This is a genomic window from Vibrio kyushuensis, assembly GCF_050337325.1.
Lineage (GTDB): Bacteria > Pseudomonadota > Gammaproteobacteria > Enterobacterales > Vibrionaceae > Vibrio > Vibrio kyushuensis.
In genome coordinates, this window is record NZ_JAKJSV010000004.1 from 320,896 (window position 1) to 345,313 (window position 24,418).

The window sequence follows — 24,418 nt, forward strand, 5'->3', positions numbered from 1 at the left end:
AGTAAAATATGGAGAGGTCATCCTCTCCATACTCAGTAAGGTCTAGCGGAACATGTCACCAAATTTCGTTGTCACGGTTGCTTGGTTTTCGAACATCCAGTTCCAATCATAATCAAGTTGTTTTATGTCAGCGTAGTTAGGGCGAGATGGGTGAGCAGACACGTCGCTTCGACCAGGCAGCAATAGTGCATCGGCAACGATGTTTTGCGCGCGGTCACTGAGTAGATAAGCGACAAAGTCTTCTGCGGTCTCTTTATTTTTGCTCGACTCAAGAACCATTGCAGGTCTTGGTGCAATCACAGTGCCTTCTTCTGGGTAGATAACTTCGATTGGGTTACCTTTTTTCTTTTCGCTGTAACCCATGTAATCCACGCCCGCAATAACAACAGACTTAGAGCCATTCACTACCTGATTGAGAGCAGGGCGGTTTGCACCGTTCACATCGACGTCGTTCTCATGCCAAGCAGAGAAAAGATCCCATGCGGCTTTAGAATCATTGGCAATAAAGCCAGAGACAAAATCAAGTGCAGAACCAGACTCAGATGGATCAGGGATCACAACTTGACCTTTCCAGTCATTCTCTGTGTACGCTTTTAAAGAGGCAGGCGCTTCTTTAACTAATCGCGTGTTGTAAGTGATGGCAAGCGCCGCGCCAGAGTATGCAAACAACTGGTCTTGATTGCTCCACCCTTCGTGTAGCTTATTGGCATTTTCTGGAGTGAAAGAGTGTAGAAGTCCTTCACTCTGTAGCCCCATCGCAGCAGGCCAAGACGCCAAAATCACTGCGTCGGCAACTGGGCGAGCTTCTTCCGCTTTTAGGCGTCCAAGAATACGGCCCGTCGTTGCTTTATAGGTCACCACTTTATTACCAGAAACGGTTTCGTAATCTTTAATCAGCTTATTAGCTAAGCCTTTTGGGCCTGCAGTATAAACAGTAAGATCCGTCGCTGCCAATGGCGCAGAGAGTAGCCCTAGCGAGATGGCGAGAAGAGTGATATTTTTCATGTTGCTATCCTTGTAACTGAATTTGATTTATATGTTCTGGGGCGCAGTAAAGCGAAATGCTTTGACCTGCTTCTAAGCGTTGAGGAGCGCAAAAATACCACTGCTCTCCACCGACATCGGCTTCGACGAGATAATGCTGCCCTTGAAAGCGAACATGTCTGATTGAAGCTTCAAAACGGACATCACTATCGTTAGCGGCTTGCTGAAACTTAAGTGCTTCCATTCGAATAAAGGTTCGACCATCACTGTTTGGTAGGCGATTGTTTTTGCCAATAAAGTTCGCCACAAACTCCGTTGCTGGAGCGTGATAGATCGTCTCAGGTCGGTCAAACTGCTCAACCCTACCTTGATTCAATATCATGACTTTATCTGCCATCGACATGGCTTCTGATTGGTCATGGGTGACATACACTGAGGTCAGCTGATGCTCTTTAAGCAGGCTAACCAATAGCTGTTGAATTTGTTCTTTTAATACAGCGTCGAGCGCAGAGAGAGGCTCGTCTAATAAAATCAACTGAGGCTGCATAACAATGGCGCGCGCGATAGAGATGCGTTGCTGCTGACCACCTGATAACTGATTGGGAAAACGCTGGACAAACTGACCAAGCTGGACTTGATCCAACGCACACGATACTCGCTGGGTTAAATCTTTTGTCTGCTTTCGGGCGCGAAGGCCAAATGCCACATTCTCGAATACGGTTAGGTGAGGCCAGAGCGCGAAATCTTGAAAAACCATGCCGAGATTGCGTTGCTGAGTTGGCAATGACAGTGGCCTGTTTTTGCCTTTACCTGATGGGCTGGTATCTGTCGTGTCGTTTTTAAAAACGATCTGATCATTGATGGTGATTGTTCCTGAACATGGCTGTTCAAGGCCTGCGATACTTCTTAGAAGAGTGGTTTTACCGCAACCAGAAGGACCAACGAGCGCCACCAGTTCGCCTTGTTTGAGTGTTAAATTAACATCAGAAAGGGCAGTTGCGTCCCCAAACTTTTTGTTGATCTGTCGAATTGTCAGGCTCATAGAAGTAACCAAAATCAAGTAATCTAGCTATCATGACTTTCGTTTGTTAAGGTTTTATTGCTCTTGTATTAAGCCTTTGATATGGCTGTAAATAACTATTATATTGAAATGGAAGGATCATTTAGTTGACATGAAAGTATCACTTTATCCAGTCGTTCTGGGGCAGGAATGCCTGATCTGCGCCAGTCAAACTGGACACTTCACTAAGCGACTTTCCGATCCCAAACGTTATCCATTTGAACAGTGTTAGAAAAAATCACTAGCTCATTTATGTCCAGAACCTTCACAGCTAGTACTTCGTAACATTTGTGAGGGACTGTAGTTTTGAGGGCACTTTATTCGCAATAGTGCTTCCCCTTGCTTAAGGGAAGAGAAGGGAGATAGGAAAGTTCCAATAATGTCTCTTTTTACTCTTTAATAATAAGACTCAGGTACTCAACTTTAACTATGATACCCTTTAGAGTATGAGGCTGTTTGTCTAGCAAGTTAGTCCAGTTAACTTCAGCTATACTTGACTTGCTTAGAAAGATAAGAAATTTGGATAAAGAAACTTAGGTGTATGCGTAAAGAAATGCTTTTGTAAGTTTAACTTTGAACAAGCTATGAAAATCAATGCTTTAAGCAGCTAAGTCTGAGGTCTCACTCACCGCCACATTTTAAAGCCTTGCTTTTGCAGGGCTTTTTCACATCTGAGCATTTGGTTCTATCATCAAAATGACCCAAGGGTTGAATACCACAGCAGGGTTACCTTTTTCAGCAACTTCCAATGTCCAACTTAAAGGTCGTTCACTACCCTGTTGCCAAGTCGATATACATAAACTTAGCTGCCATGAGTGTTATTTAAGCTGTCGACTTTAAATGGTTTCTGTCTATAACGTTCTTTCGACCGTATCACTAGTTTGTGCTTCCGCACGTAACCCCACATTCGACAGTTGCATTGGCACAAAACCAGGCAATGCTTCAATTCGTTGAATCCAAGCTTGCAAGGCTGGGTAGTTTGCTAAACTTATACCACCCTCTGGGGCTAGCTTTATGTAACTGTATAGTGCTAAGTCAGCAATACTAGGTTCCTTTCCCACCAACCATTTGCGGTTTTTCTGGTAACCTTGTAACTGCTCAAATAGTTTATTGGCTTCCTTAGTTAACGTGTCACTGTCAAGACTGCGATTAAATAAGTTAGCTGCACGTAGTTTGGCCACTGAGCCAGCTAATCGGAAAGCGGCTAGCGAGAGAAACTGCTCTACATGTGCACGCTCTTTAGGCGTATGAGGAAGCCAATTCTGTTGTTTATCATACATACTGGCTAGGTAAACCAATATTGCATTAGAATCAGAAATCACCGTTTCGCCATCTACCAACACCGGGACCTGCCCGAAGGGATTAAGCGCCAAAAACTCTGGCTGTTGCTGCTCGCCTGCTGGCAAGTCAACCAAAATCAACTCAAAATCCAATTCGAGCATACTCAATAGCATATGTGCGCGGTGGGCGTGTCCTGAGATAGGGTGCCAATATAGCTTGATCATTGTTTTCTCCTAAGTGTTTGTCTTGTTACTATTTAAGAACAACTTGCGAAGAAGAAAAACCCCGTTAACATGGAATGATAATCTTCAATATGTTGACAATTAATGGACACTATCGATGGAATGAGAACAGTTGTCGCGGTGGTTGAAACAGGATCTTTTACTGCTGCCTCCGAGCGTTTAGGCATATCAAAGTCTCTGGCCTCAAAATACGTTAATCAGGTTGAGAAACAGCTCGGAGTGAAACTGTTTAATCGAACCACCCGCAAGTTGTCAGTAGAACAAGCTGGACGGCAATATTACCTGCAAGCACAACAGGTTTTGTTGCAGGTCGACAAACTCTACAATCAACTCCATTCAAGTAATAAAGTTATCTCTGGGCCGCTACGCGTGACGGCTTCACAGGGCTTTGCCGAAGAGTTATTAAGCCCGTTAATTCCAGAGTTTCATACTCGTTATCCAGATATTCAGATCGATATGATAGTCACCAATCAAAAACTCGATTTAGTAGAGCAGGGTATCGACATCGCCTTTCGAGCAAGTGAACTCAATGACTCAAGCTTGAACCAACGTAAGATTATGTCTCTTCAAAGCTCTGTGTATGCTGCTCCTGCTCTAGCGAAACAGTACCTGCAGGGTCTTGAACTTGATTGCGTCCCCTGTCTCATTGATAGCAACTTGCACCCTACGGCACGATGGCCCGTGGCTCGTTCTCTAGACCAGCGGGTGGATAGTGCCAATATCGCGGTACGAGGTGTATTTAAAAGTAATAGCCCAAGGCTGCTCCGACAATTAACGCTATCCGGCGTTGGAGTAAGCTATCAACCAGATATTATCGCCGCACAGTATGTAAAAAATGGCCTTCTGAAAAAGCTCGATGTTGGTTTTGAACCGCTGAGATTTCCCTTAAGTGCTCTATTTCGTGGAGGAGATTATCAACCTGAGAGGGTAAGAGTATTTCTGGATTTTGTTATCGATAAGCTCGGCGCGACGACCTGACTAGGTTTGCTCCATTATGAGTCTCGTCGATTGGGCGAGTGGTCATATTGAGCCCCCCTTTTTTCTAATCAATACAGCCAGGTTTATAGGAGCCTAGCTGGCTATGTCTTTATTACTGGTTATTCCTCCCTTCTTAAGCAACTCTTCTAGCCATTCTATGAACTTAAAGTTATGTCGAGAAAGGCGCTTTTCTTTATTAGCTATGTAGTAACAAAGTTGAGAGTTGATAGTTCGGGTGTCCAATTCAGTTAACACACCAGCCTTTAAATAACCTTGCGTGAGCGTTCTTGAACTGAATACATAAGCGTTTTCTAGTAAAGCTTGCTGTATACCAAATAACTCTTGGTCGAAATATCTAACTTGAATTTGTTTATTCAGTAATCCGTTGAGTTCCAACCATGATTGTAACGGCACCTTGGGCAAGCTGCTGTTTTTCCAATCAGTGGTGTAAATCGTTATTTGTTCAGTCTGGCGAAACTGAGCAGCAGCGTGGGCTGTGCAAAATAGATTGAACTCTTCGAGTTTGAGGATATCCCTGCTTGATTGTTTGGCCGTTTCCCCGAGTCGAATAGGTAAGGTGAAGTTATTAGCATCAATGCTCTCACCACTTGTAATATTCACCTGAATCTCGGGATATTGCGTATAAAACTCTTGAAGAGCGGGGATTAAAACCAAAGCAGCAAATGACGATGTGGTAGTTACATTGATTTGTTTATCTTTTGTCGTGATTTTTTCGATCACCGTTTCAATAGATTGAAATCCATGGCTGGTAGCGGCGGCGAGTTCTTTACCAAGTTCCGTAAGCGTCACTTTTCTCGCGGCACGTGTGAATAAGGTAACGTTGAGTCGCTGCTCAAGCTTATTTATGTGATGAGATACCGCTGTTGGGGAAATGGATAGCTCAGCTGCAGCTGCCTTAAAACTGCCTAGCCTGGCAGCCGACTCAAATGCCTTAAGCGCAGGTAACGACACTTGCATGATTGCTACTCTTTTAATCAATGAATATTAAAATTAGATGACTTTTACTCATCTGTAAATGCATTTTACTCGTTTGTTATTTACCCAATGAAATAGAAAAATGGTAGACAGGTTAAACAAGAAAAGGCAGCTAAGATGAGTATTATTCTACATGTAGACTCTAGTGTTAGAGCAATCGAGAATGCAAACCCACAACACGACTCTATTTCAAAAAATCTAGCAAAAAGGTTTATAACACAGTTTAAAGAGCAAGCTGAGATAGATGAGTACATCTATCGTGACGTCGGAGTAAATCCACCTCAGTTTATTACCCAAGACTGGATAGGCGCGGTGTTTACACCAGAGCTAGAAAAAACAGATCAGCAGCAACAGATCTTGGCGCAGTCAGATGAGCTTATTGCTGAGGTTGAAAAAGCGAATATCATCGTCATTTCGTCGCCAATGTATAATTACGGAATGCCAGCGCAATTAAAGGCTTGGTTTGATCAAATCGTACGTATCAACAAAACCTTTGATTTTGATTTGGCGCGTGGTGATCAGCCCTTATCGCCTCTCTTGTCAGGTAAGATTTTAGTCATAGTTACATCAAGTGGTGAGTTTGGCTTCGAAAAAGGCGGAGTAAACGAAACATCCAGTCATTTGGTGCCGCATTTACGCACTTTGAGTAAATATTTAGGTGCGGCTGAGATTTACGAAATAGCATCCGAGTATCAGGAGTTTTCTGGTAATAGGCATGAAAAATCATTGCAAATGGCAGAATTTAAAGCCGATGAACTTGCGTCTAAGTTAGCCGAAAACGAGATGTGGGGGCTTAAAACATGTTAGATACAATGAAAATCACCTATTTTGCTAAACAGACGGTTGTGCTCGCTCAGCAGCAAGTCGAAAAAGGCGGCCTACCTTTTTCATCAGTCATTGTTAATCAGCAGGGGGACTGTATAGCGGAGGGGGTAAATCAAGTTAATGAGCTAAATGATTGTACGGCTCATGCTGAAATACAAGCGATTAGAGCGGCTAGTGAAAGGTTAGGGCGTACTTCTCTGGCTGGTTCAACCTTGTTCGCTTCTGGTGAACCATGCGGTCTATGCTATATGGCTATACGTCTAGCTGAAATCAGTCAGGTTGTGATTTTGCTAGATAGAAATGAAGTCAAGCAAGTCGGGTTTGATTATTTATGGACCTATGTACCACAACATGAAGTGATACCTAGCTTGAAGATTGAGAATCTACCCAATGAGTTTAAAATAGCTCCATTCATCCAGTACCAAAAAGCGTAGACCGATTGATCTTTGATTAAAGCGTTGGGTTCAAGGAGGACCTCATGTTTCTTGAGCCTATGCGCCCACCATACTAACTAGCCACTTACCTCGTTGTGTGCCAGAGGAGCGGTAATTGAGCTTATTTTAGGCTTGGAATAGGCCCTAGTTTTCTTATGTATGACCTTGTGCGCATGATAGTATGATTCTTTGTTTTTACTGTTTTGGTATAAGTTAAATAATGAGTGATGTAAGGGTGGCTTTAGCTCAATACGGAGCAGTGAGAGGAAATATCTCAGAGAATATTGAAGCGCACAATAAGCTATGTACAAGTGCAGTATGCTTGGGCGCAAAAATAATCATGTTCCCTGAGTTGTCATTGACTGGTTATGAACCAGAACTATTGGCGGAACTAGCTATAAATCAATCCTCACCACTAATCGACTCGCTTTCCAACACAGCGGTTACAAATGGTTTAACGATTATAGCTGGATGCCCTTTAATAAGTGGGCAAGCAAAGCCTTATATAGGCGCAGTTATTTTACATCCTAACGGAGATGTTGATTACTATCAAAAGCAGTATCTTCATCAAGGAGAAAATGAATACTGCGTAGCAGGCAATGAAAATTACTGCTTTAGCATTGATCAAGTAAAGTTCTCACTCGCTGTTTGTGCTGATTTTACAGATCCTCGCCATTACAATGATGCTAAAGCGTCAAATGTAGATGCATATCTTGTAAGTGCCTTGATTTCAAAAAGTGGCTTCTCAAATGATAGTGGTTTGCTATCAAGCATTGCGAATAAGCTTAATGTGCCAGTACTGTTATCAAATTTTGTCGGAGAAACTGGTGGATGGGATGCTGCGGGACAATGTACCGTATGGGATAGTGACGGCGAAATTGTTATTCAAGGCAGTAAAAATCGTGAGGGGATTACGTTTTGCACAATTACCAGCAGTAATATCCACAATGTGAAATTCCAGCCATTGGGTTGCGCTATTTAGCCTAGCTAGCTCAAAGCTGCCCCGTTAATAAGCGCAACGCTTGCGGATGAACGGCTAGGGATGCCAATTCGCCGATTTCAACTTACTGAATGATTTTCAGTCCAATCGGGTAATAAAGGTTTGCTCGTCATCCACAAAAGCCACAAAGCCGCCGTGATAGATAAACACCCGACCGCGCCCCTCAACTAGGCAGGCAAGCTGTGGGTTCAAATCTTCTTCGTTATCTTGGCTTTGAAATGTGCCAGTATCGGTGATTACACCGCTGAGTGCAGGCAAATATCCATAAGCGCGCTTGGCTTGATCAATCAGGCACAATTCGCTAGAGGTAGAGAAGCAACAGGGGATCGTACCGGCGTCTTCGATGAACATAGTTTTCAGTTCTTCAAAAGCTGTAATCACCAGCCAGTCGATGCCGTTAACATGATGGATAAACATAGAGTTTCTCGATAATTCTGATGTGGAGATTCTATCACTATCAGGGACGGAACGTAGTAGGGATTTAGTTTCTAAATACGGTAATTCGGTGCCATTTCCGGACATTCACTAGGCCAACTTGAAACTCATTTTTGCCCCAAAACAAGCTATAGCAGGGTTGAGGCCAATTTTAAGACTCTCAATTTGACTTACTTTTCCTTATGTCTAGAGCTCTGATTCTTTGGCTAAATTTACTGATCCACTACGCTCAATTAAATCTGCATTTTTCCCGTTTACTATTTGTAGAAAATACTAAGTAATGAGGTTATGTATAGATTTTCGCTCTACCAAATTCACTTGAGTATTTAACCTAACACTATAGTCATGTCCGTGGCCTATTTCTGTCACGAGTAAACGTACCGCAGATTTAGCTAAGGTGCTAAAGTTAGTTTTGATAGTGCTTAAAGGTGGCTCTGTTAATGAGGATATTTCCAGATCATCAAACCCAATCACTGATATTTCAGATGGTACTTTAACCCCCTCACTCGTTAGGCTATCAATTAATGAAATCGCGACCATGTCACAGACACAAAAAGCAGCCGTTACATTCTTTAACTCACCGTTGGCAATAGCATGAGGGAGAACTATTGATGCGCCAAAGTCCATTCCCGCTTTACCTGAAGAAATAAGGTCCGCCAACGTGCTGTCGTTCATTTTTTCTCGGGCATAGTCTTCTAGATCTAATACATGTTGACTGGCATCAAATACAATACCGGCACCTTCCAAAGCACGGATAAAGCCAGCTTTTCGTTCAAAAAGTGAGTATCGATAATCGCTCAAAATCAGTTTTATATTTCGATGTCCCGCGTCTAGTAAGCTCTGGGTAGCCATCAGCCCACCAAGGGCATAGTCAGGGGATACAGAAGAAGAGTTAAGGCGTAAATCTGAACCATTTACAATTACCATAGGAGTTTGATGAGCCTGAATTGTACTTATCACTTCTGGGGTATCCAATCCGAGTAATAGAATAGCTTCACGTCCCGCGACCTGCTTCGACACTATTTCTGGATCCGTTATGTTTTTGAGCACAACTAAATCAATCGCCAGCCCGAGTTCTTTTGCTTCTTCTTTAATTTGACTGATAAGACGGGTGTAGAAGCCTGATGCCATGCCAAGATAATCTCCCATTACGAGTGTTATCCGGCTTATCTTCATTCCAATCTGTAGCTTTGGTGCACTCTTTTTATAACCAGTATCTTCAATGGCTTGCAGGACTTTATCTCTTATTTCAGGCTTAACGAACTTACTATTGTTAAGAACTCTTGAAATTGTACTTTTAGAGACGCCTGTTACTGACTCAATAGTGGAAAGGGTGACTTTTTGTGGTTTGTTTTTTAGTGGCATTCAGTGTTACTTCGCCCGTTGGGAAAAGTTTTCCCTTTAAGAAGGTCATATGGTGAAACTTTATGTTATTTGCCACTTCTAATCAATGTTTCATCTTGATGAAAATATTTATTTTAATCAACCTGCAATTTATGCTCCTGTTATCAATGGCTTAACTTGTTTCTTTCTTGTGGGAAAAGTTTCCTAGTTGGGAAACGTCCCATAACGAGAATTTCATCACAGATTGAACCGCCGTTTCATTGATAAGATATTTTCAACCTGAAGAGAACTTAAATAGATATACAGGACATTTTATGAATGCAAATTTTCATCCATTAACCACTTCGATTGCCACTGAAAAAGTACAGAGCAGTACCATCTGTTATGAGCAGGCATTGCAGCAAGTTTGTAACGCGATTATCCGCAATGTAAGAAAGGTTGGAGATCGAAATCCGAAAATCGGTGTACCAGGAACTGTTCAATACCAGTTTTGCCCACCCAGTGATTGGGTGTCTGGATTTTGGTCTGGGCAGCTTTGGCTCGCATACAAAGTTACAGGTGAAACGACGCTAAAAAATAGCGCTTCAATGCGACGCAATTACTTCAAAACGTTAATTGCTCACCCCGATTGGCTTGATCATGATTTAGGCTTTCAATTTAGCTTAAGTAGCGTAGCTGAATATAAGCTAACCGGTGATGAAGAGTGTAAAACGCTAGCATTGCAAGCCGCCGATGCATTGCTTAGTCGCTTTCGTCGGGTAGGAAAATACATTGTTGCGTGGAATGAAACACATGAACTAGGGCTGGAAAAAACTCAAGGGCGCACGATTATTGATTCTTTGCAAAATCTTGCGCTGCTGTTTTGGGCGTCAGATATCACCTCAAATCCAGTGTACCGTAAGGCGGCAATTGAGCATGCTGACACGTTGGAAAAGCATATCATTAGAGAAGATTACAGTACTTATCACTGTTTCTTGTTCGACCCGGCAACACAGCAACCGTTACGTGGTGAAACTTTTCAAGGCTATGCCGATGAGTCCTGCTGGGCGCGTGGCCAATCTTGGGCTATTCATGCATTTGCGCAAATATTTGAGCACACTGGTGACATCAAATACCTAGAAACCGCAAAGAAGCTTGCCGATTACGCAATAGAGCATTTACCTGAAGACGGCATTCCTCTTTGGGATTTTAATTTACCAAAAAGCGAGCCTCAATATAGAGATTCTTCGGCGGCGGCGATTATCGCAGCTGGCCTGTTATTGATCGCCACTCACTGTGAAGACAACACCGAGCAAGCACGTTATAGAAAAGCTGGAACCGATATTCTTGCTGCGCTCATTAAGCAGTGTGATCTATCTTCCGATCCTGAGGCTGAAGGGCTACTAAGTGAAGGCGCTTCTTTTGTTAATGCGGGGCTGTGTGACAACATGCTGCCGTATGGTGATTACTACTTTGTTGAGGCGCTAATGCGTGCCAACGGCTACACGGATTTTTTCTGGAAATAATCTAACCTACTGCTTTGGAAGGAATAAATAATGAAATATGGAAAGCTACTATCTGCACTGTTGATAACGTCTATGGCCTTTAGTGTTCAGGCTCGTGTCTACAAGTTGGCAACCAATACTCCGGCTAATAGTCCGGCAGGTGAAGTACTGCAAGAGTTTGTCGATGCGGTGAAGGAAAAAACAGACAACCGTGTCAATATCCGTGTTTACTGGAGTGGTGCTCTTGGTGGGCAGACTCAATACGTTTCACAGATACAAAGTGGTGTTATCGATTTTGGACTACTTAACAGCGGTATGTTAGAGAATTTACAACCTGAGATTGGAGTTATTAACTTACCATATATATTCCGAAGTTTAGATGATTACCAAAAAGTAATGAGCAGTGATTACATGAATAACGAACTGCTCAGCAAAACATCTCAAAATGGCTTTGAAGTATTGGGTTATCTTAGTAACGGGTTTCGCAGTCTGCATACTTCGACACCAGTCAAATCAATCGATGACATTAAGGGTTTGAAGATCAGGGCTATGGCTACCGATACCTATATTGCTATGTTACAAGAGTTAGGAGCAATACCAGTTCCTTTGGAGTTCACGGAAACTTATACCGCTCTACAACAAGGTATGGTTGATGGCGCTGAAGGTAGCTTAGCGGGTTTGTGGGAAATAAAATTTGGTGAAGTGACTAAATATGGGATCCGAACTGAGCAGACTCGACTGACTGACTTTATTGTTCTTAGTAAAAGAGCATCGAACAAAATAGCTGAAGATGACCTATCTATTATACGAAATGAAATGAAAATTGCCTCTGAGCGTTCAATCGAGGTTGTAGACACCGCTCATGCTGTGTCAGAGCGTTTAGCCGTGGAAAAAATGGGGGTACAGCTCACCGATATCGACAAACAGCCGTGGATAGACGCTATGCGTCCACTCTATAAATCAGCAGCAAAAAATGTAGATAAACGTGAAGTACTGGAACGTATCTTCGAAATTCAAGGTCGCGAATTAAATCTTTAATCTACACCCGGTATGCGTAGTACGACTACGCATACCATTAAATTAGATGGTCATACTATGGTTAGTCATACTCAAAGAATCCCCACAGAAAAACTGCCAACCCACCCCTCAAGCCTATTTATTAAATTAGAACGATTGTTGTCAGCATGTTTGAATGTCTTCATTGTAACGTTGTTGGCTTCAATGAGCGTTGTTATTGTTTACAGCGTTATCACTCGCTATATCTTTCAGTCGCCGAGCAGTTTTTCAGATGAGTTCCTCCGTTACTCCCTGATTTGGCTCGGACTTCTAGGTGCCGCGCTTTGTTTTGTTAGTGATAAACATCTAAGCTTACCTATTTTGTTTGATAAGTGCTCACCAAGTGGCCAGCGTTGGTTGACAATGGTCAACAGTACTTTGGTGATTGCTTTTGGTTTCATTATGACCATTGGCGGCTTTCAGGCGGTGCAGAATAATGCTCTGCTAATTACGCCAATGCTGAAGTTATCAATTGGTACACTCCACCTGTCAGTCATGTTGAGTGGGTTACTGATAGTGATTAATTGTATCTCACGCACTATGCGGGAATTGGGAGTGAATCGAAAGACTCTGATTGAAGCGATAACTTGTTGGGCTGTGCTGATTAGTATTACAACAATTTTTCTTTGGTTTTCTACAACGGAAACTTATGAATGGTTAGTCTACGACCATATTGAAGCCACATCTACGGCCGTTCTATTTGGTTCTTTTTTCTTATTTCTTGCTCTTAATACGCCAATTGCTATTGGTCTAGCATTAGCAGGCCTATTTACGTTAGCTCTTCAGATTGAGCCCATTTTTTTGGTAACGGTAGTCGGCGAGAAAATGTTCACCGGACTTGATAGTTTTGGTTTTCTTGCTCTGCCTTTTTTCATCCTTGCTGGCAACATAATGAACCAGGGAGGCATCGCGCGACGTTTGTTGGATTTAGCTTTACTAGCAGGTAAAAGAATACCGGGTAACCTTTGGCAATCGAATGTTATTGCAAACATGATGTTTGGGTCACTTTCTGGTTCAGCAATAGCCGCATCTACGGCCATCGGTGGGATCGTGTCACCAATGGCAAAAGAAAAAAACTATGATATGGCATTCACAACGGCTGTAAACGCTGCCTCAGCGCCGACGGGGATGTTAATACCCCCAACTGGCGTGTTTATAATGTACTCTTTAATAACGGGTGGTAGCGCCTCAATTGCGGCACTGTTTCTAGCTGGTTATGTTCCAGGGATTATGATGGGTTTAGCCGTTATGTCCGTGGCTTATTTCCATGCAAAGCGCCACAATTATCCGGTTGATAATACGCCGTATACTCTGCGTGAAACATCCCATGTATTCTTGCGAGCTTTGCCTAGTTTATTTCTAATCGTTCTGGTCATCGGCGGTATTATAGGCGGGGTGTTTACGGCTATAGAAGGATCGGGTGTCGCCGTAGTATACAGCTTGTTTTTGGGCTTGATGTATCGAACTTTGGACGTAAAGAAGCTGCTCAAAGTTTTGAATGACTCCGCAATAACCTCGGCCGTCATTCTATTTCTAATCGCGTGTTCTGGCTTAATGAGTTGGTCAATGACCTTCGCCGATATTCCCGATACTATCGGAAGAATACTGGTCAGCATCAGTGACAACAAATATATAATTCTACTGCTAATCAATATTACCCTATTGATAGTGGGCGTGTTTATGGATATGACGCCTGCAATGTTGATATTCACGCCAATTTTCTACCCAGTCGTCACTGCTCTAGGTATGAGCCCAGTACACTTTGGTGTATTAATGACCTACAACCTTGCAATAGGAATTGTAACGCCACCGGTAGGTACCGTTCTGTTTGTTTCTTGTAGTATTACAGGGGAAAAAATAACCCGAGTAATTAAGCCTCTGTTACCTATTTTTCTATTACAAGTTATTGGATTGCTATTAATTACCTATTTTCCTTTCTTAACTCTTTATTTACCAAGCCTGTTTGGTTTGTAACCTCTGGATATATAAATAATGGCAAAATACGCTAAGTTTGAAGGCAATCCACTTAAAACAAAAAATGATTTTCAGCAGGTTGTTATCGACCTTCTCGACCCTTTGATAGCGAAAATGAGGACTCAAGGTGCTGCTTTAGATCTTGATGAGGGTGGGGCTATCTTCGATATGAAGGCGAGTGCATTAGAAGGGGTTGCCAGACCGTTATGGGGAATAATCCCGTTAGAACTCGGTGGTGGCCACTTTCCACATTGGAGTGTTATCCACCGTGCAATCATCGAAGGTGTTGACTCTAACCATCCAAATTACTGGGGAGAAACGAGTGATCGAGACCAACGCAGTGTTGAAATGGCCGCTATTGGGTTTATGTTGGCGTTGCTTCCTGAAAAAGGCTGGGATCCCTTACCGCAGTCGACAAAAACTGAACTTGCTCTATGGTTAGCAAAAATCCAGTGCCATGAGATGGCACAAAATAACTGGTTGTTTTTTACGTTATTGGTTCAGGCTGGCTTGACAAAAGTGGGGCACGGCAATCTAGTTGATCAAGATTTGAGAGTTAATTATCTTAAAAAGATAAAGTCTTGGTATTTAGGAGATGGCTGGTATGGCGATGGAGACGTACAAACCATTGATCATTACGGTGGCTTTGCTATGCATTATTATAGCCTTATTTACACTTTCCTTACCGATAATCCAAATGATGAATATGATGAATTATTTAGCCAGCGTGCAGCTGAGTTTATCGGGCCTTATGCTTATTGGTTTGCTGATTCTGGAGAAGCGCTTCCATTAGGGCGCTCTCTTTGTTATCGATTCGCCTGCGCGGGTTTTTGGGGTGCAGCGGCTATGTTACCTCTTGAAACCGATGAAATGGCTAAGATTAAAGGAATGTGGGCCCGCCATATTCGTTCTTGGCAATCTACGCCTATTTTTAGCGATAACGGTATACTTAGCCGAGGTTATTTGTATCCAAACTTAGTATCAGCTGAGAACTATAACTCGCCGACATCTCCTTATTGGGCAATGAAAGCATTTTTGCCGTTACTCTTACCTGATGATCACAAGTTTTGGCTAGAGGAAGAAAAAGCGTACCCTTATGAGTCGTCGGAAATAGAAATGCCAAGTGCTCAATCTATTGCACAACGAATTAATGGGCATAGCATTGTTCACTTTTCTGGCTATATTGAACCGAAATTTCAATTAGACAAATACAATAAATTTGCCTATTCCACCGCATTTGGACCTGAGATGGACTCTATAGCCCAGGGTCATCGCCTTAATTTTGGTGATAATATACTGGCGTTTAGTTTTGACGGGGGGTGTAATTGGCAAATGAGGCAAAAAAATAATTCGGTCAATGTAACTAATAAACTGATTGGTGTTCAATGGACAACAGGTTCGCTCGATGTTGATACTGAAATTGAGGTGCAAGGTGATGGCAGTTGCATTCGTCGACATACTTTCAAACTTGAAAGCCCTACATGGGTAATAGAAAGTGGTTTTGCGGTACACCATTGGTACTCTGAACCAGCAGTTAACCATAAAAACGATGACGTTTTCGCTTCGATTCATATTGAAGGTGAAAATGGTCAATCCAGTATAACGAGCTTGGATCTATATGAAAAACAGGCGTATCAATGCTCTCGCGTTCATTCTAATCTAATCAGTCCTCGTAGTCAGGTGCCTTTCCTACTTACAAAATTAGAAGCAGGGGTGCATGTTCTAGAAAGTAGGATTACTGCAATACCAACAACTAATTTTAGTACGAATAAAAATATTTGAATATTTATCCCAAGTCATTATATGAAGCGCAGTTAAATCATCGTCTCAATTTAGAGTTAATCAAATAACGTTTGTATGAGGTATCTATTAGTACAAAAGTTATATGTGCCAGTGAACAGTTAAGAAAAGCTGTTTACTGGCGACAGTTTTATATATTTGGGTAGTCGTGATAACCAAGCTGCTGTGAGATGTTTTTTCCTGCAGTGTGTAAGAGGCCTACATAGTATTCCATACGCTTTTCATCAAAACGAATAGTAGGGAAAGAGATAGAGACACCAGCGATGATTATGCCAAAACGGTCATAGACTGGGGCTGCAATGCAGCGTAATCCGGGTTCTTGCTCTTCGTTGTCTTCTGCAAAATGTTTTTGACGAACGGTGAGTAATGTTTTGATCAATTGGTCAGTATTTTCTAATGTTTTATTTGTATGCTTAATGAACGTGACATCGCTAAGTCGCTCTCTGACAAACGCTTCTTCTTTGTCGGACAATAAAACCTTACCAATGGCCGTACTATAAATGGGATTACGTCGACCAATCTTAGACTCCATACGAAGATTGTACCCAGAATCTATTTTATGTACGTAAATAATTGCGTTGTCATCAAGGCAACCGAGGTGCAACGCTTCGTTAGTCTGCTCTGAGATAATACGCATTTCTTTATCCGCAAGCTCAATTAACTCAACGTATTCTAATGATTTTGCTCCCAACTCATAAAGTTTCAGAGTGAGTGAATATTTGTCTGCTTCTCCTTCTTGAGAAACATAACCAAGAGTTTTCATTGTTTGTAGAAAACGATAAGTCGTCGCTTTAGACATCATTAAACGTTGAGAAAGCTCTGAAACACCAATCTCTTTTTGATCGCCTAGTGCTTGTAAGATACTGAAAACTTTTAACACTGAAGATACAGCTTCTGGTTGTGTCGACTTTTCCATATGACGGCCCCTATTTTTTATTTTTTTGCATTATATCGCTCATCACGATCAATACCAGTAATTTTAAAATGCCTTTTCATAATTTTGGAACTGCCAATTCGACCAATATCACAAAGTGAAAGGGTAAATTAATATTTTTAAAACATCATTTTAAAATAAATTGCGTTGATGGGCAAAAAACCTGTTATGTTTACTCCATTGCAGTGAGCATCCAATTAAGTTCACTTTATTAAATACCTTATAGGGAGCTAAACATGACACTCGAATCATTTAATCTGGAAGGCAAAGTTGCTGTTGTGACTGGTTGTAATACTGGTTTGGGTCAAGGCATGGCACTAGGTTTAGCCAAAGCCGGATGTGACATTGTCGGAGTAAATGTTTCTGCTCCTACCGAAACCCAACAACAGATTGAAGAAACAGGCCGCAAATTTGTCGATATTCGTGCCAATCTGATGAAGCTAGATGATATTCCTTCAATCGTTGACCGCGCTGTGACTGAGCTTGGTCGCATTGACATTTTAGTGAACAACGCTGGCATTATTCGCCGCAATGATGCGATTGATTTTTCTGAACAGGATTGGGATGACGTCATGAACATAAACGTAAAGTCTCTGTTTTTTATGTCTCAAGCCGTTGCAAAACAGTTCATCGCTCAAGGTGAGGGCGGTAAAATTATCAATATCGCTTCTATGCTTTCATTCCAAGGTGGTATCCGAGTGCCTTCTTACACGGCATCAAAAAGTGGTGTAATGGGTGTAACTCGTTTAATGGCGAATGAGTGGGCGGCACACGGCATTAACGTAAATGCTATCGCACCTGGCTACATGGCAACTGACAATACAACAGCGCTTCGTGCTGATGAGCAACGTAATAAAGAGATCGTAGACCGTATTCCAGCTGCGCGATGGGGCAAGCCCTCTGATCTTGAAGGGCCATGTGTGTTCTTATCTTCAAGTGCGTCTGATTACATAAACGGTTATACAATAGCAGTCGATGGCGGCTGGTTATCTCGTTAAGTCTATATTACACACTTTTTATAAGGTGACAGTGCAGTGTCTTATGCGAACTCAGAGTGACGTTTTGATGGCTAAGCATGAATATAATTGATAACACCTTATGTATTTAACTCTATTTAAACTTACATAAATTTCGCGATGAAAGTCGCAGGGGAATCCGATGAAAATTGCTTTAATGATGGAAAACAGCCAAGCACCAAAAAACGCAATGGTTGCAGGCGAACTACAAACCGTTGCTGGCAACTTAGGTCACGAAGTATTTAACGTTGGTATGACCGATGAAAATGACCACCACCTTACCTACATTCATCTAGGTATTATGGCGAGTATTTTACTGAATTCAAAAGCGGTTGATTTTGTGGTTACCGGTTGTGGTACAGGTCAGGGTGCAATGATGGCAAGTAATCTGCACCCGGGGGTTTTGTGTGGTTACGCTCTAGAGCCTTCTGATGCTTTTCTATTTAACCAAATCAACAACGGTAACGCGCTGTCGCTAGCGTTCGCAAAAGGGTTTGGTTGGGCAGGTGAACTGAACGTTCGTTACATCTTTGAAAAAGCATTCACAGGCAATCGTGGTGAAGGTTACCCAATCGAGCGTGCGGCTCCACAGCAAGCTAATGCGGCAATTTTAAATGATGTAAAAGCGGCAGTAGCAAAAGATGTGGTTGAAGGTCTACGCTCAATGGACCAAGAGCTTGTAAAAGCGGCAGTCAGCGGTGGACATTTTCAAGAGTGCTTCTTTTCACAATGCCAAGTTTCAGAAATTGCTGAGTATGTAAGATCTCTACTCGACTAATTGAGTTATTACGGATTTATTGGCACTAATTAATCATTAAACTGGCCTTAACGGCTGGTTTTTTTGATGAAGCATCGGTATTTGAATGACGCCGATGCTCTATTTGGTACCTTTTCTGTTTGTACAATATTGACGATCAAAAATATTGAGGAGAACTCCCATGGGTCCTAGTCCTATTACTCGTGTCGCAGTGATTGGCGAATGTATGGTTGAATTAACAAAAAATCAGGGTCAGCTAACGCAAAGTTTTGGTGGTGATACATTAAATACCGCCGTGTATTTATCCAGATTAACTACGCTACACGGAGTGAGCACTTCATACGTGACAGGCCTTGGGAAAGACTCATTCAGTCAAGAGATGTTAACCGCTTGGCAAAAAGAGAAGATCAATACCAATATGGTCACCCTCTCTGAAACTAAATTACCGGGAATGTACGCCATTGAGACAACCAACTGTGGTGAACGTAGCTTCCATTATTGGAGAAACGACTCGGCAGCGAAATACTGGCTTCGTGAATTAGATCATTTTGATGTATTAGATGAGCTCTGCGAACATCAATTGATTTATTTGAGTGGTATAAGTCTAGCGATTTTGCCTGACGATTGCAGAAAATCGCTGATGATTCTTTTAAACCAGTGTCGCGCTAAAGGTGTCAAAATCGCCTTTGATAATAATTTCCGACCTGCGCTATGGCCAGACCTTGAACTAGCTCGTACTTGTTATCGAGATATTCTCACGCTCTCCGATATTGCGTTCCTAACGTTTGACGATGAAGCCTTGCTTTGGGGGGATGATATTGAGCAGCAAGCAATAGATCGCACTCTAGCGTTTGGTGTTGAAGAGATCATCGTTAAGCGTGGTAGCGATAACTGTTTTATTGTGACGAAAGGCAGTTTTGAATCTGTCGCGGCGAATCCGATTGATAGCATTGTAGATACAACAGCAGCTGGAGATTCATTCAGTGCAGGTTACCTTGCTAAACGTATTCTTGGTGGTGATATGACAGAATCAGCATGCTCAGGCCATTTGGTTGCAGGGACGGTGATTCAGCACAGTGGTGCGATTATTCCAACTGAAGTTATGCCTACGATTTAAGGGAATAAAATGAAGGTTAAAAAAAATAAAATGAAAACGCTTAGCGAAAGGTTATCTGAAATTAAAGTTGTCCCAGTTATTGCCATTAAAGACGCCTCGAAAGCAGCAAAACTCGCTGAAGTTCTGGTTGAAAATGGGTTACCTTGCGCAGAGGTTACTTTTCGTACCGAACAAGCTTTTGATGCGATTAAAGTGATGCGTGAAGCATTCCCTGACATGCTGATAGGTTCGGGCACCGTATTAACGAGTGAACAGGTGGATCAATCCATTGAAGCGGGTGTAGATTTTGTTGTAAGTCCTGGATTTAATCCAACAACCGTTAAATACTGCCAACAGCGCAATATCACTATCGTACCAGGTGTCAATACGCCAAGTCTTGTTGAGCAAGCGATGGAAATGGGTTTACGTACACTAAAATTTTTCCCAGCAGAACCTTCTGGTGGTGTTGGCATGTTGAAAGCACTAACGGCGGTTTACCCTGTGAAATTTATGCCAACGGGTGGTGTTAACCCAAGTAACATCAATGATTATTTGGCAATTCCAAGTGTGCTGGCGTGTGGCGGGACGTGGATGGTACCTAACGATCTGATTGACAATGAAAAGTGGGATGAGCTAGCCAAGCTTGTTAGCGAAGTTTCTGGCGTAATTAATAAGACATCATAATAAGAGTGATCGTAAAGTGAATTGGTGAAAGTAACTAATGTATATGGGGTAAATAAAGTTATGCGAAAGAATGCACTCTCAAATACTTGGTAACTCGGAAATGTCCAGAGGTGTTCTGATGGGGCATGAAACACGAAAATGCCCAATCTATGGTAGGGTAAATGCTCATTCCCATACTATTAATGTATGTTTCTCCAAACAAAACTTATCTAAATTCAATGCAATTTAGCAATGCTTACTAAACACAATCTTAAGAGCGGAGGTTATACTTCTGGGCGTTACGATATAAATTTAAGAAGAACTGAGATGGTCTTTTTATGGCAGAAAAAAAGCCACTAAATGTAAAAAGTGGCTTTTCTATTTTTCTATAATGTACATACTATTTCTTTCTTTTACAGTGTTACGGTTTACGTTGAAACTTGTTCATTTAACCACTGATGATGTTCTATCAGTTCTTAAAGCGTAGTCTAATTGCTGGTATTGTCAATAAGCGGCGTGAATCTCGTGATGCGCACAAAAATCAAGCCTTCTAGCTAGCGCTAGTTTTCCACAAATCACTGAGCAATACCTGTGTTTATTGATAGCTCTCTAAATTAGCAAAAGTGCTGGCAAACTTTTGTCCACATTCGAGTTAGTCGACATAGCTAGCTCAAATGTGCCCGGCACTTGTTCTGAGTATAAAACCACCTCTTGATTCACTTAGTCGAGCTTATTAATTTTACCTAATCTATTTAGTTATTATGGCTCTAGGGCCTACTTAGCCCATTTTCAACAGTTGGCTTCTTGTTCTACGCCTTTTTTATTAGAGTCGCACTGATTATCTGAAATCGGAACTATCATGGCTATTATTGCTTAATTGCACACAAATATAGTGTGCTGGCTAGGCTGGATATACATATCGTTTATTCCCTTGGTGAGTCGGAGGATGGTTGTAGTCGCCTATCCATTAGCCTAGTTAATTTTTAAATCCTTCATGCAAGCGTGCAGTCTTTTTAGAACGTTACTTTATTATTTTTGAAATGAATAGTTGTTAATAAATTGATAAGTATCACCTGCAGTTTCTCATACTAGTCTCCAGCCTGTACGACTAATGTCTAATTATTAACAGCTGTTTGTTTTTTAAAGGTTGGTATAGAGTATTAGTGATTGAATTTTAATAATTATTTTTAATGCTAGGTTGATGACTTATTTTTACATAATAGTAGCTATTAAGGTTATTAATAGTAATTTAACTTATAAATAATATAGGATCATCTCGTTCTTTGCAGTAGAGAATATATAAATAACGACTCCGCTAAACCTTCGTGTCGTAAGTAAATAATGTTTGTTGGAATAACACACCTTAGAGTGTGAACGAAAGGAATCAAAATGAGTAGTACTTTAGAGTCCGCAGATATACGAACAGAAAATTCTCAAGTCAATGAGGATGAACTCACGTATGAACAACAACATAAACCAAGGTCGGAATTTGGTTCCCGAGAACAATATTTAGAGAACGAATTACAAATCATGGCGCCTAAACGCTGGCGTCCCAATTTACCGTTTAAAGATTATCGATTTGAGCTAGAAGATACCATTCCCGCTATGGCGGCTACCATTGGTAAGGTTGTTATGGTGGGAGCCATTGCAGCAACCTTTGCCGGGGCTCTAGGGCTAAATGAAGGCTTCATTTTAGAAAATGTGCGTTATGAATTACTCATAGCCTCTATTTTCATCATTCTTTTCTCTGGATTTTTATTGCCGACCGCCAACCTAGCAGGCACACACGGCCCACTCATCCCTTTAATTCCGATTGTCGTTGCAGCAGGCGGCCATCCTATGGCATTTGGGTTACTGATCGGTGCTTTTGGCCTGATATTAGCCATCAGTAAGGGGGGAAGTATGTTGGCAAACCTCACTAGTAAAGGTGTGTGTGGCGGTTTATTGCTCTACCTTGGCTTTGTTGGAACGGCTTCTCAAGTTAAAAATCTATTCGCTTGGGCTGAGGGAATAGGTATGAGTCATATTGCTTTTGTCGTGATCTTTTGCACTATTATTTTATATGCCTTACTGGAACATTTTGGTAAGCGTTGGTTAGCAGTACCTCTTAGTTGCTTGCTGGGTGGTACTTTGGCTTTTGCTATGGGTGCCCCGTTTTCTTTTCAAACCGAGCCCGGCTTGCCAAATATGAATCCAATGTATTGGTGGGGGGAAGATACAGGCTGGATGATAGGCTTACCTACGATTGAACATTTCATGGTGGTATTGCCCTTTGCTATTCTCGCTGTGGCTATGTGGTCGCCAGATTTTTTAGGGCATAAAGTGTTTCAAAAAATCAGCTATCCAGAACGTACAGAAAAAGTACATATGAACATTGACGATACCATGACCACGGCATCAATTCGTCAAACGTTCGGTTCTCTGCTCGGTGGTGCGAATTTTACTTCTTCATGGGGTACTTATATCGTACCGGCGGCTATTGCTAAACGTCCTATTCCTGCAGGCGCTCTGCTGACGGCTCTGTTCTGTATTATAGCTGCGGTTTGGGGATACCCAATGGATTTAGCGATATGGCAACCTGTACTTTGTGTCGCTTTGGTTGTTGGTGTCTTTATCCCACTGCTAGAAGCTGGAATGGAGATGACGCGTGAAGGGAAAACTACACAATCGGCAGCGATTGTTGTATTTTCGTCTGCGCTAGTTAACCCTGCATTTGGCTGGTCTCTTACCATGCTGTTAGATAACTTAGGCTTAGTAGGCTGTAAAGAACGTAGCGGTGAACTTAGTAAAATGAGCCGCTGGGTGTTGCCTGGTATTATGTTTATTGTACTAAGTGGTGTGATGGCGTTGGTTGGTCTTCTACCAGGGATACCGGCGATTATCCCAAGTTTTCGTTGACCTTTAAATAAAGTTATTGAACGTTTGGCCTTTACCCTTATTGAGTTTAATTACATGGTGAGTTGACGTTTTATTAAATTATCTTTAGTAAAAGTTTTTTCACACGCTTTAATTGAGTGAAAACTGTATTTATTATTTTAGATAGCGTTAATAGTTGCTTATTTTTTTTGGCTATGTTTAATGGCTGGAGACTATGTTCTTAATAGGGGCCGTGATGTTATTATTAGCTTTAATGAATAAAAATTAAAAAATAATAGTGGTCGGGGATTTGGAGTTATATCGATAAGGAAACCTGAACCCAATTTCTAAGTACGATATCCTCTAATATCGAAGGTATCCATCCGTATTTGAGAGCCCTGTTTTAGTGGTTATGTGTAAACCTTGTCGGTATCATTGATTTACAAAAGAAGAGAAAAACAGCTAAAGAAATGCACCGAGAAGCTATACAATGATCAATTTGCGATACCGCAACATGGATCATTTACCGAAAACGTTAAAGCAGCCACCTATGTCTAAAGATTTCGAATTCACCACAGAGTACACCCTCGACAAGACCTTTTTTGCAGAGTGTTATGATCAAACTAGCCTTCCTGTTACCTTTCCAAAAGCCTATTTAAAAGGAGTGATTTTTTTCCTTTTTGGTTCGGTTTTAATACTATTGGAGCTATTACCCAATAGTTATGTTGGTTGGTTCTTTATCGTTTTGAGTGTTATTGAGGCACTCAGTCTTTATTACAAAAGAGCCTGGTGGCTATGGCGACAAAAATTCAGTAGGAGAGCAGGCAGCAAAGTGATATTTCAGCTTGGATTTGACGGTGTGAGTTATAAAAGCGGTAAAAATGCACGTAGTATCGCCTGGAGTGAGATTGACCAACTTCAACAAACCGATTTAGGGTTTATCCTTCATATGGGTAAACAGCGCCAATATGTTAGTAAATCTTGCTTAAATGACGAATCAATCGCGTTCATTATTGATCAACCCGCCATATCTAAAATGAACTAAAGCCCATTAGTGCACAATAGAGCTAATAAAACTGATACGGTTAGGTCTTTCATTTGTTTAGATAAAATTGGCTTAGCTTTTAGCTATGGCGAATGAATGACTAAATTTTCCTCTGCCTTTGAACTATCGAGTCAGCCAGTTCTGCGCTGACTCAGTTT

The 24,418-nt window shown here is 41.7% G+C and carries 21 protein-coding genes and 1 pseudogene; 15 read left to right on the plus strand and 7 right to left on the minus strand.

All coding sequences use genetic code 11. From position 1 onward, the window contains the following. Window positions 1–42: 42 nt before the first annotated feature. From L4D20_RS10585 to L4D20_RS10595, 3 genes are all read right to left on the minus strand, one after another. The gene (locus L4D20_RS10585) at window positions 43–1,005 is read right to left on the minus strand and encodes an extracellular solute-binding protein (RefSeq protein ID WP_428801535.1); all 963 of its coding nucleotides are present in this window, start codon (window positions 1,003–1,005) and stop codon (window positions 43–45) included. 4 nt (window positions 1,006–1,009) lie between these two features. Continuing rightward, window positions 1,010–2,026: an ABC transporter ATP-binding protein gene (locus tag L4D20_RS10590; RefSeq protein WP_428801536.1), complete on the minus strand. Its 1,017-nt coding sequence runs from the start codon at window positions 2,024–2,026 to the stop codon at window positions 1,010–1,012. An 869-nt stretch (window positions 2,027–2,895) separates the two neighbouring features. Beyond that, window positions 2,896–3,549 (minus strand): glutathione S-transferase family protein, encoded by a 654-nt coding sequence (locus L4D20_RS10595; RefSeq protein WP_428801537.1) that lies wholly within the window; start codon window positions 3,547–3,549, stop codon window positions 2,896–2,898. 102 nt (window positions 3,550–3,651) lie between these two features. Between L4D20_RS10595 and L4D20_RS10600 the strand changes: the two genes are divergently transcribed. Continuing rightward, complete coding sequence (locus L4D20_RS10600; protein ID WP_428801538.1) at window positions 3,652–4,545, plus strand: LysR family transcriptional regulator; 894 nt, start codon at window positions 3,652–3,654, stop codon at window positions 4,543–4,545. 93 nt (window positions 4,546–4,638) lie between these two features. On the opposite strand, the gene L4D20_RS10605 is transcribed toward L4D20_RS10600, so the two are convergent. Next, window positions 4,639–5,523: a LysR family transcriptional regulator gene (locus L4D20_RS10605; protein WP_428801539.1), complete on the minus strand. Its 885-nt coding sequence runs from the start codon at window positions 5,521–5,523 to the stop codon at window positions 4,639–4,641. Between the two features lie 135 nt (window positions 5,524–5,658). Between L4D20_RS10605 and L4D20_RS10610 the strand changes: the two genes are divergently transcribed. The 3 genes from L4D20_RS10610 (at window position 5,659) to L4D20_RS10620 (ending at window position 7,782) form a co-directional block, all read left to right on the plus strand. Then, a complete protein-coding gene (locus L4D20_RS10610) occupies window positions 5,659–6,348 on the plus strand; it encodes an FMN-dependent NADH-azoreductase (protein WP_428801540.1) in 690 nt (229 codons plus the stop codon). Continuing rightward, window positions 6,342–6,800, plus strand: coding sequence for a nucleoside deaminase (locus L4D20_RS10615; RefSeq protein WP_428801541.1), 459 nt, complete (start codon window positions 6,342–6,344; stop codon window positions 6,798–6,800). Before L4D20_RS10610 ends, L4D20_RS10615 begins: the two co-directional genes overlap by 7 nt. Window positions 6,801–7,020: 220 nt before the next feature. After that, the gene (locus tag L4D20_RS10620) at window positions 7,021–7,782 is read left to right on the plus strand and encodes a carbon-nitrogen hydrolase family protein (protein ID WP_428801542.1); all 762 of its coding nucleotides are present in this window, start codon (window positions 7,021–7,023) and stop codon (window positions 7,780–7,782) included. A gap of 96 nt (window positions 7,783–7,878) precedes the next feature. On the opposite strand, the gene L4D20_RS10625 is transcribed toward L4D20_RS10620, so the two are convergent. Next, window positions 7,879–8,217, minus strand: coding sequence for a cytosolic protein (locus L4D20_RS10625; protein WP_428801543.1), 339 nt, complete (start codon window positions 8,215–8,217; stop codon window positions 7,879–7,881). A 291-nt stretch (window positions 8,218–8,508) separates the two neighbouring features. After that, window positions 8,509–9,600 (minus strand): LacI family DNA-binding transcriptional regulator, encoded by a 1,092-nt coding sequence (locus L4D20_RS10630; protein ID WP_428801544.1) that lies wholly within the window; start codon window positions 9,598–9,600, stop codon window positions 8,509–8,511. A 293-nt stretch (window positions 9,601–9,893) separates the two neighbouring features. Between L4D20_RS10630 and L4D20_RS10635 the strand changes: the two genes are divergently transcribed. The 5 genes and pseudogenes from L4D20_RS10635 (at window position 9,894) to L4D20_RS10655 (ending at window position 15,875) form a co-directional block, all read left to right on the plus strand. After that, window positions 9,894–11,084, plus strand: coding sequence for a glycoside hydrolase family 88 protein (locus L4D20_RS10635; protein WP_428801545.1), 1,191 nt, complete (start codon window positions 9,894–9,896; stop codon window positions 11,082–11,084). 30 nt (window positions 11,085–11,114) lie between these two features. Continuing rightward, complete coding sequence (gene dctP / locus L4D20_RS10640; protein WP_428801546.1) at window positions 11,115–12,101, plus strand: TRAP transporter substrate-binding protein DctP; 987 nt, start codon at window positions 11,115–11,117, stop codon at window positions 12,099–12,101. A gap of 183 nt (window positions 12,102–12,284) precedes the next feature. Then, a pseudogene (locus L4D20_RS10645) lies at window positions 12,285–12,656 on the plus strand (TRAP transporter small permease); the annotation flags it as partial. Window positions 12,657–12,791: 135 nt separating this feature from the next. Further along, window positions 12,792–14,093: a TRAP transporter large permease gene (locus tag L4D20_RS10650; protein ID WP_428801740.1), complete on the plus strand. Its 1,302-nt coding sequence runs from the start codon at window positions 12,792–12,794 to the stop codon at window positions 14,091–14,093. A gap of 18 nt (window positions 14,094–14,111) precedes the next feature. Next, window positions 14,112–15,875, plus strand: a complete 1,764-nt coding sequence (locus tag L4D20_RS10655; RefSeq protein ID WP_428801547.1) for a DUF2264 domain-containing protein — start codon at window positions 14,112–14,114, stop codon at window positions 15,873–15,875. A 148-nt stretch (window positions 15,876–16,023) separates the two neighbouring features. On the opposite strand, the gene kdgR is transcribed toward L4D20_RS10655, so the two are convergent. Continuing rightward, the gene (kdgR, locus tag L4D20_RS10660; protein WP_428801548.1) at window positions 16,024–16,809 is read right to left on the minus strand and encodes a DNA-binding transcriptional regulator KdgR; all 786 of its coding nucleotides are present in this window, start codon (window positions 16,807–16,809) and stop codon (window positions 16,024–16,026) included. 254 nt (window positions 16,810–17,063) lie between these two features. On the opposite strand from kdgR, the gene kduD reads away from it, so the two are divergent. From kduD to L4D20_RS10690, 6 genes are all read left to right on the plus strand, one after another. After that, window positions 17,064–17,825, plus strand: coding sequence for a 2-dehydro-3-deoxy-D-gluconate 5-dehydrogenase KduD (gene kduD / locus L4D20_RS10665; protein ID WP_428801549.1), 762 nt, complete (start codon window positions 17,064–17,066; stop codon window positions 17,823–17,825). Between the two features lie 160 nt (window positions 17,826–17,985). Further along, window positions 17,986–18,621, plus strand: a complete 636-nt coding sequence (locus tag L4D20_RS10670) for an RpiB/LacA/LacB family sugar-phosphate isomerase (RefSeq protein ID WP_428801550.1) — start codon at window positions 17,986–17,988, stop codon at window positions 18,619–18,621. A 160-nt stretch (window positions 18,622–18,781) separates the two neighbouring features. Continuing rightward, window positions 18,782–19,717: a 2-dehydro-3-deoxygluconokinase gene (gene kdgK / locus L4D20_RS10675; protein WP_428801551.1), complete on the plus strand. Its 936-nt coding sequence runs from the start codon at window positions 18,782–18,784 to the stop codon at window positions 19,715–19,717. 30 nt (window positions 19,718–19,747) lie between these two features. Further along, window positions 19,748–20,380, plus strand: coding sequence for a bifunctional 4-hydroxy-2-oxoglutarate aldolase/2-dehydro-3-deoxy-phosphogluconate aldolase (locus L4D20_RS10680; RefSeq protein ID WP_428801741.1), 633 nt, complete (start codon window positions 19,748–19,750; stop codon window positions 20,378–20,380). Between the two features lie 1,368 nt (window positions 20,381–21,748). Further along, window positions 21,749–23,257, plus strand: coding sequence for a DUF3360 domain-containing protein (locus tag L4D20_RS10685; RefSeq protein ID WP_428801552.1), 1,509 nt, complete (start codon window positions 21,749–21,751; stop codon window positions 23,255–23,257). Window positions 23,258–23,765: 508 nt separating this feature from the next. Beyond that, entirely contained in the window at window positions 23,766–24,260 is a 495-nt protein-coding gene (locus L4D20_RS10690) for a YcxB family protein (RefSeq protein WP_428801742.1), read from the plus strand. The last annotated feature ends 158 nt before the right edge of the window (window positions 24,261–24,418 follow it).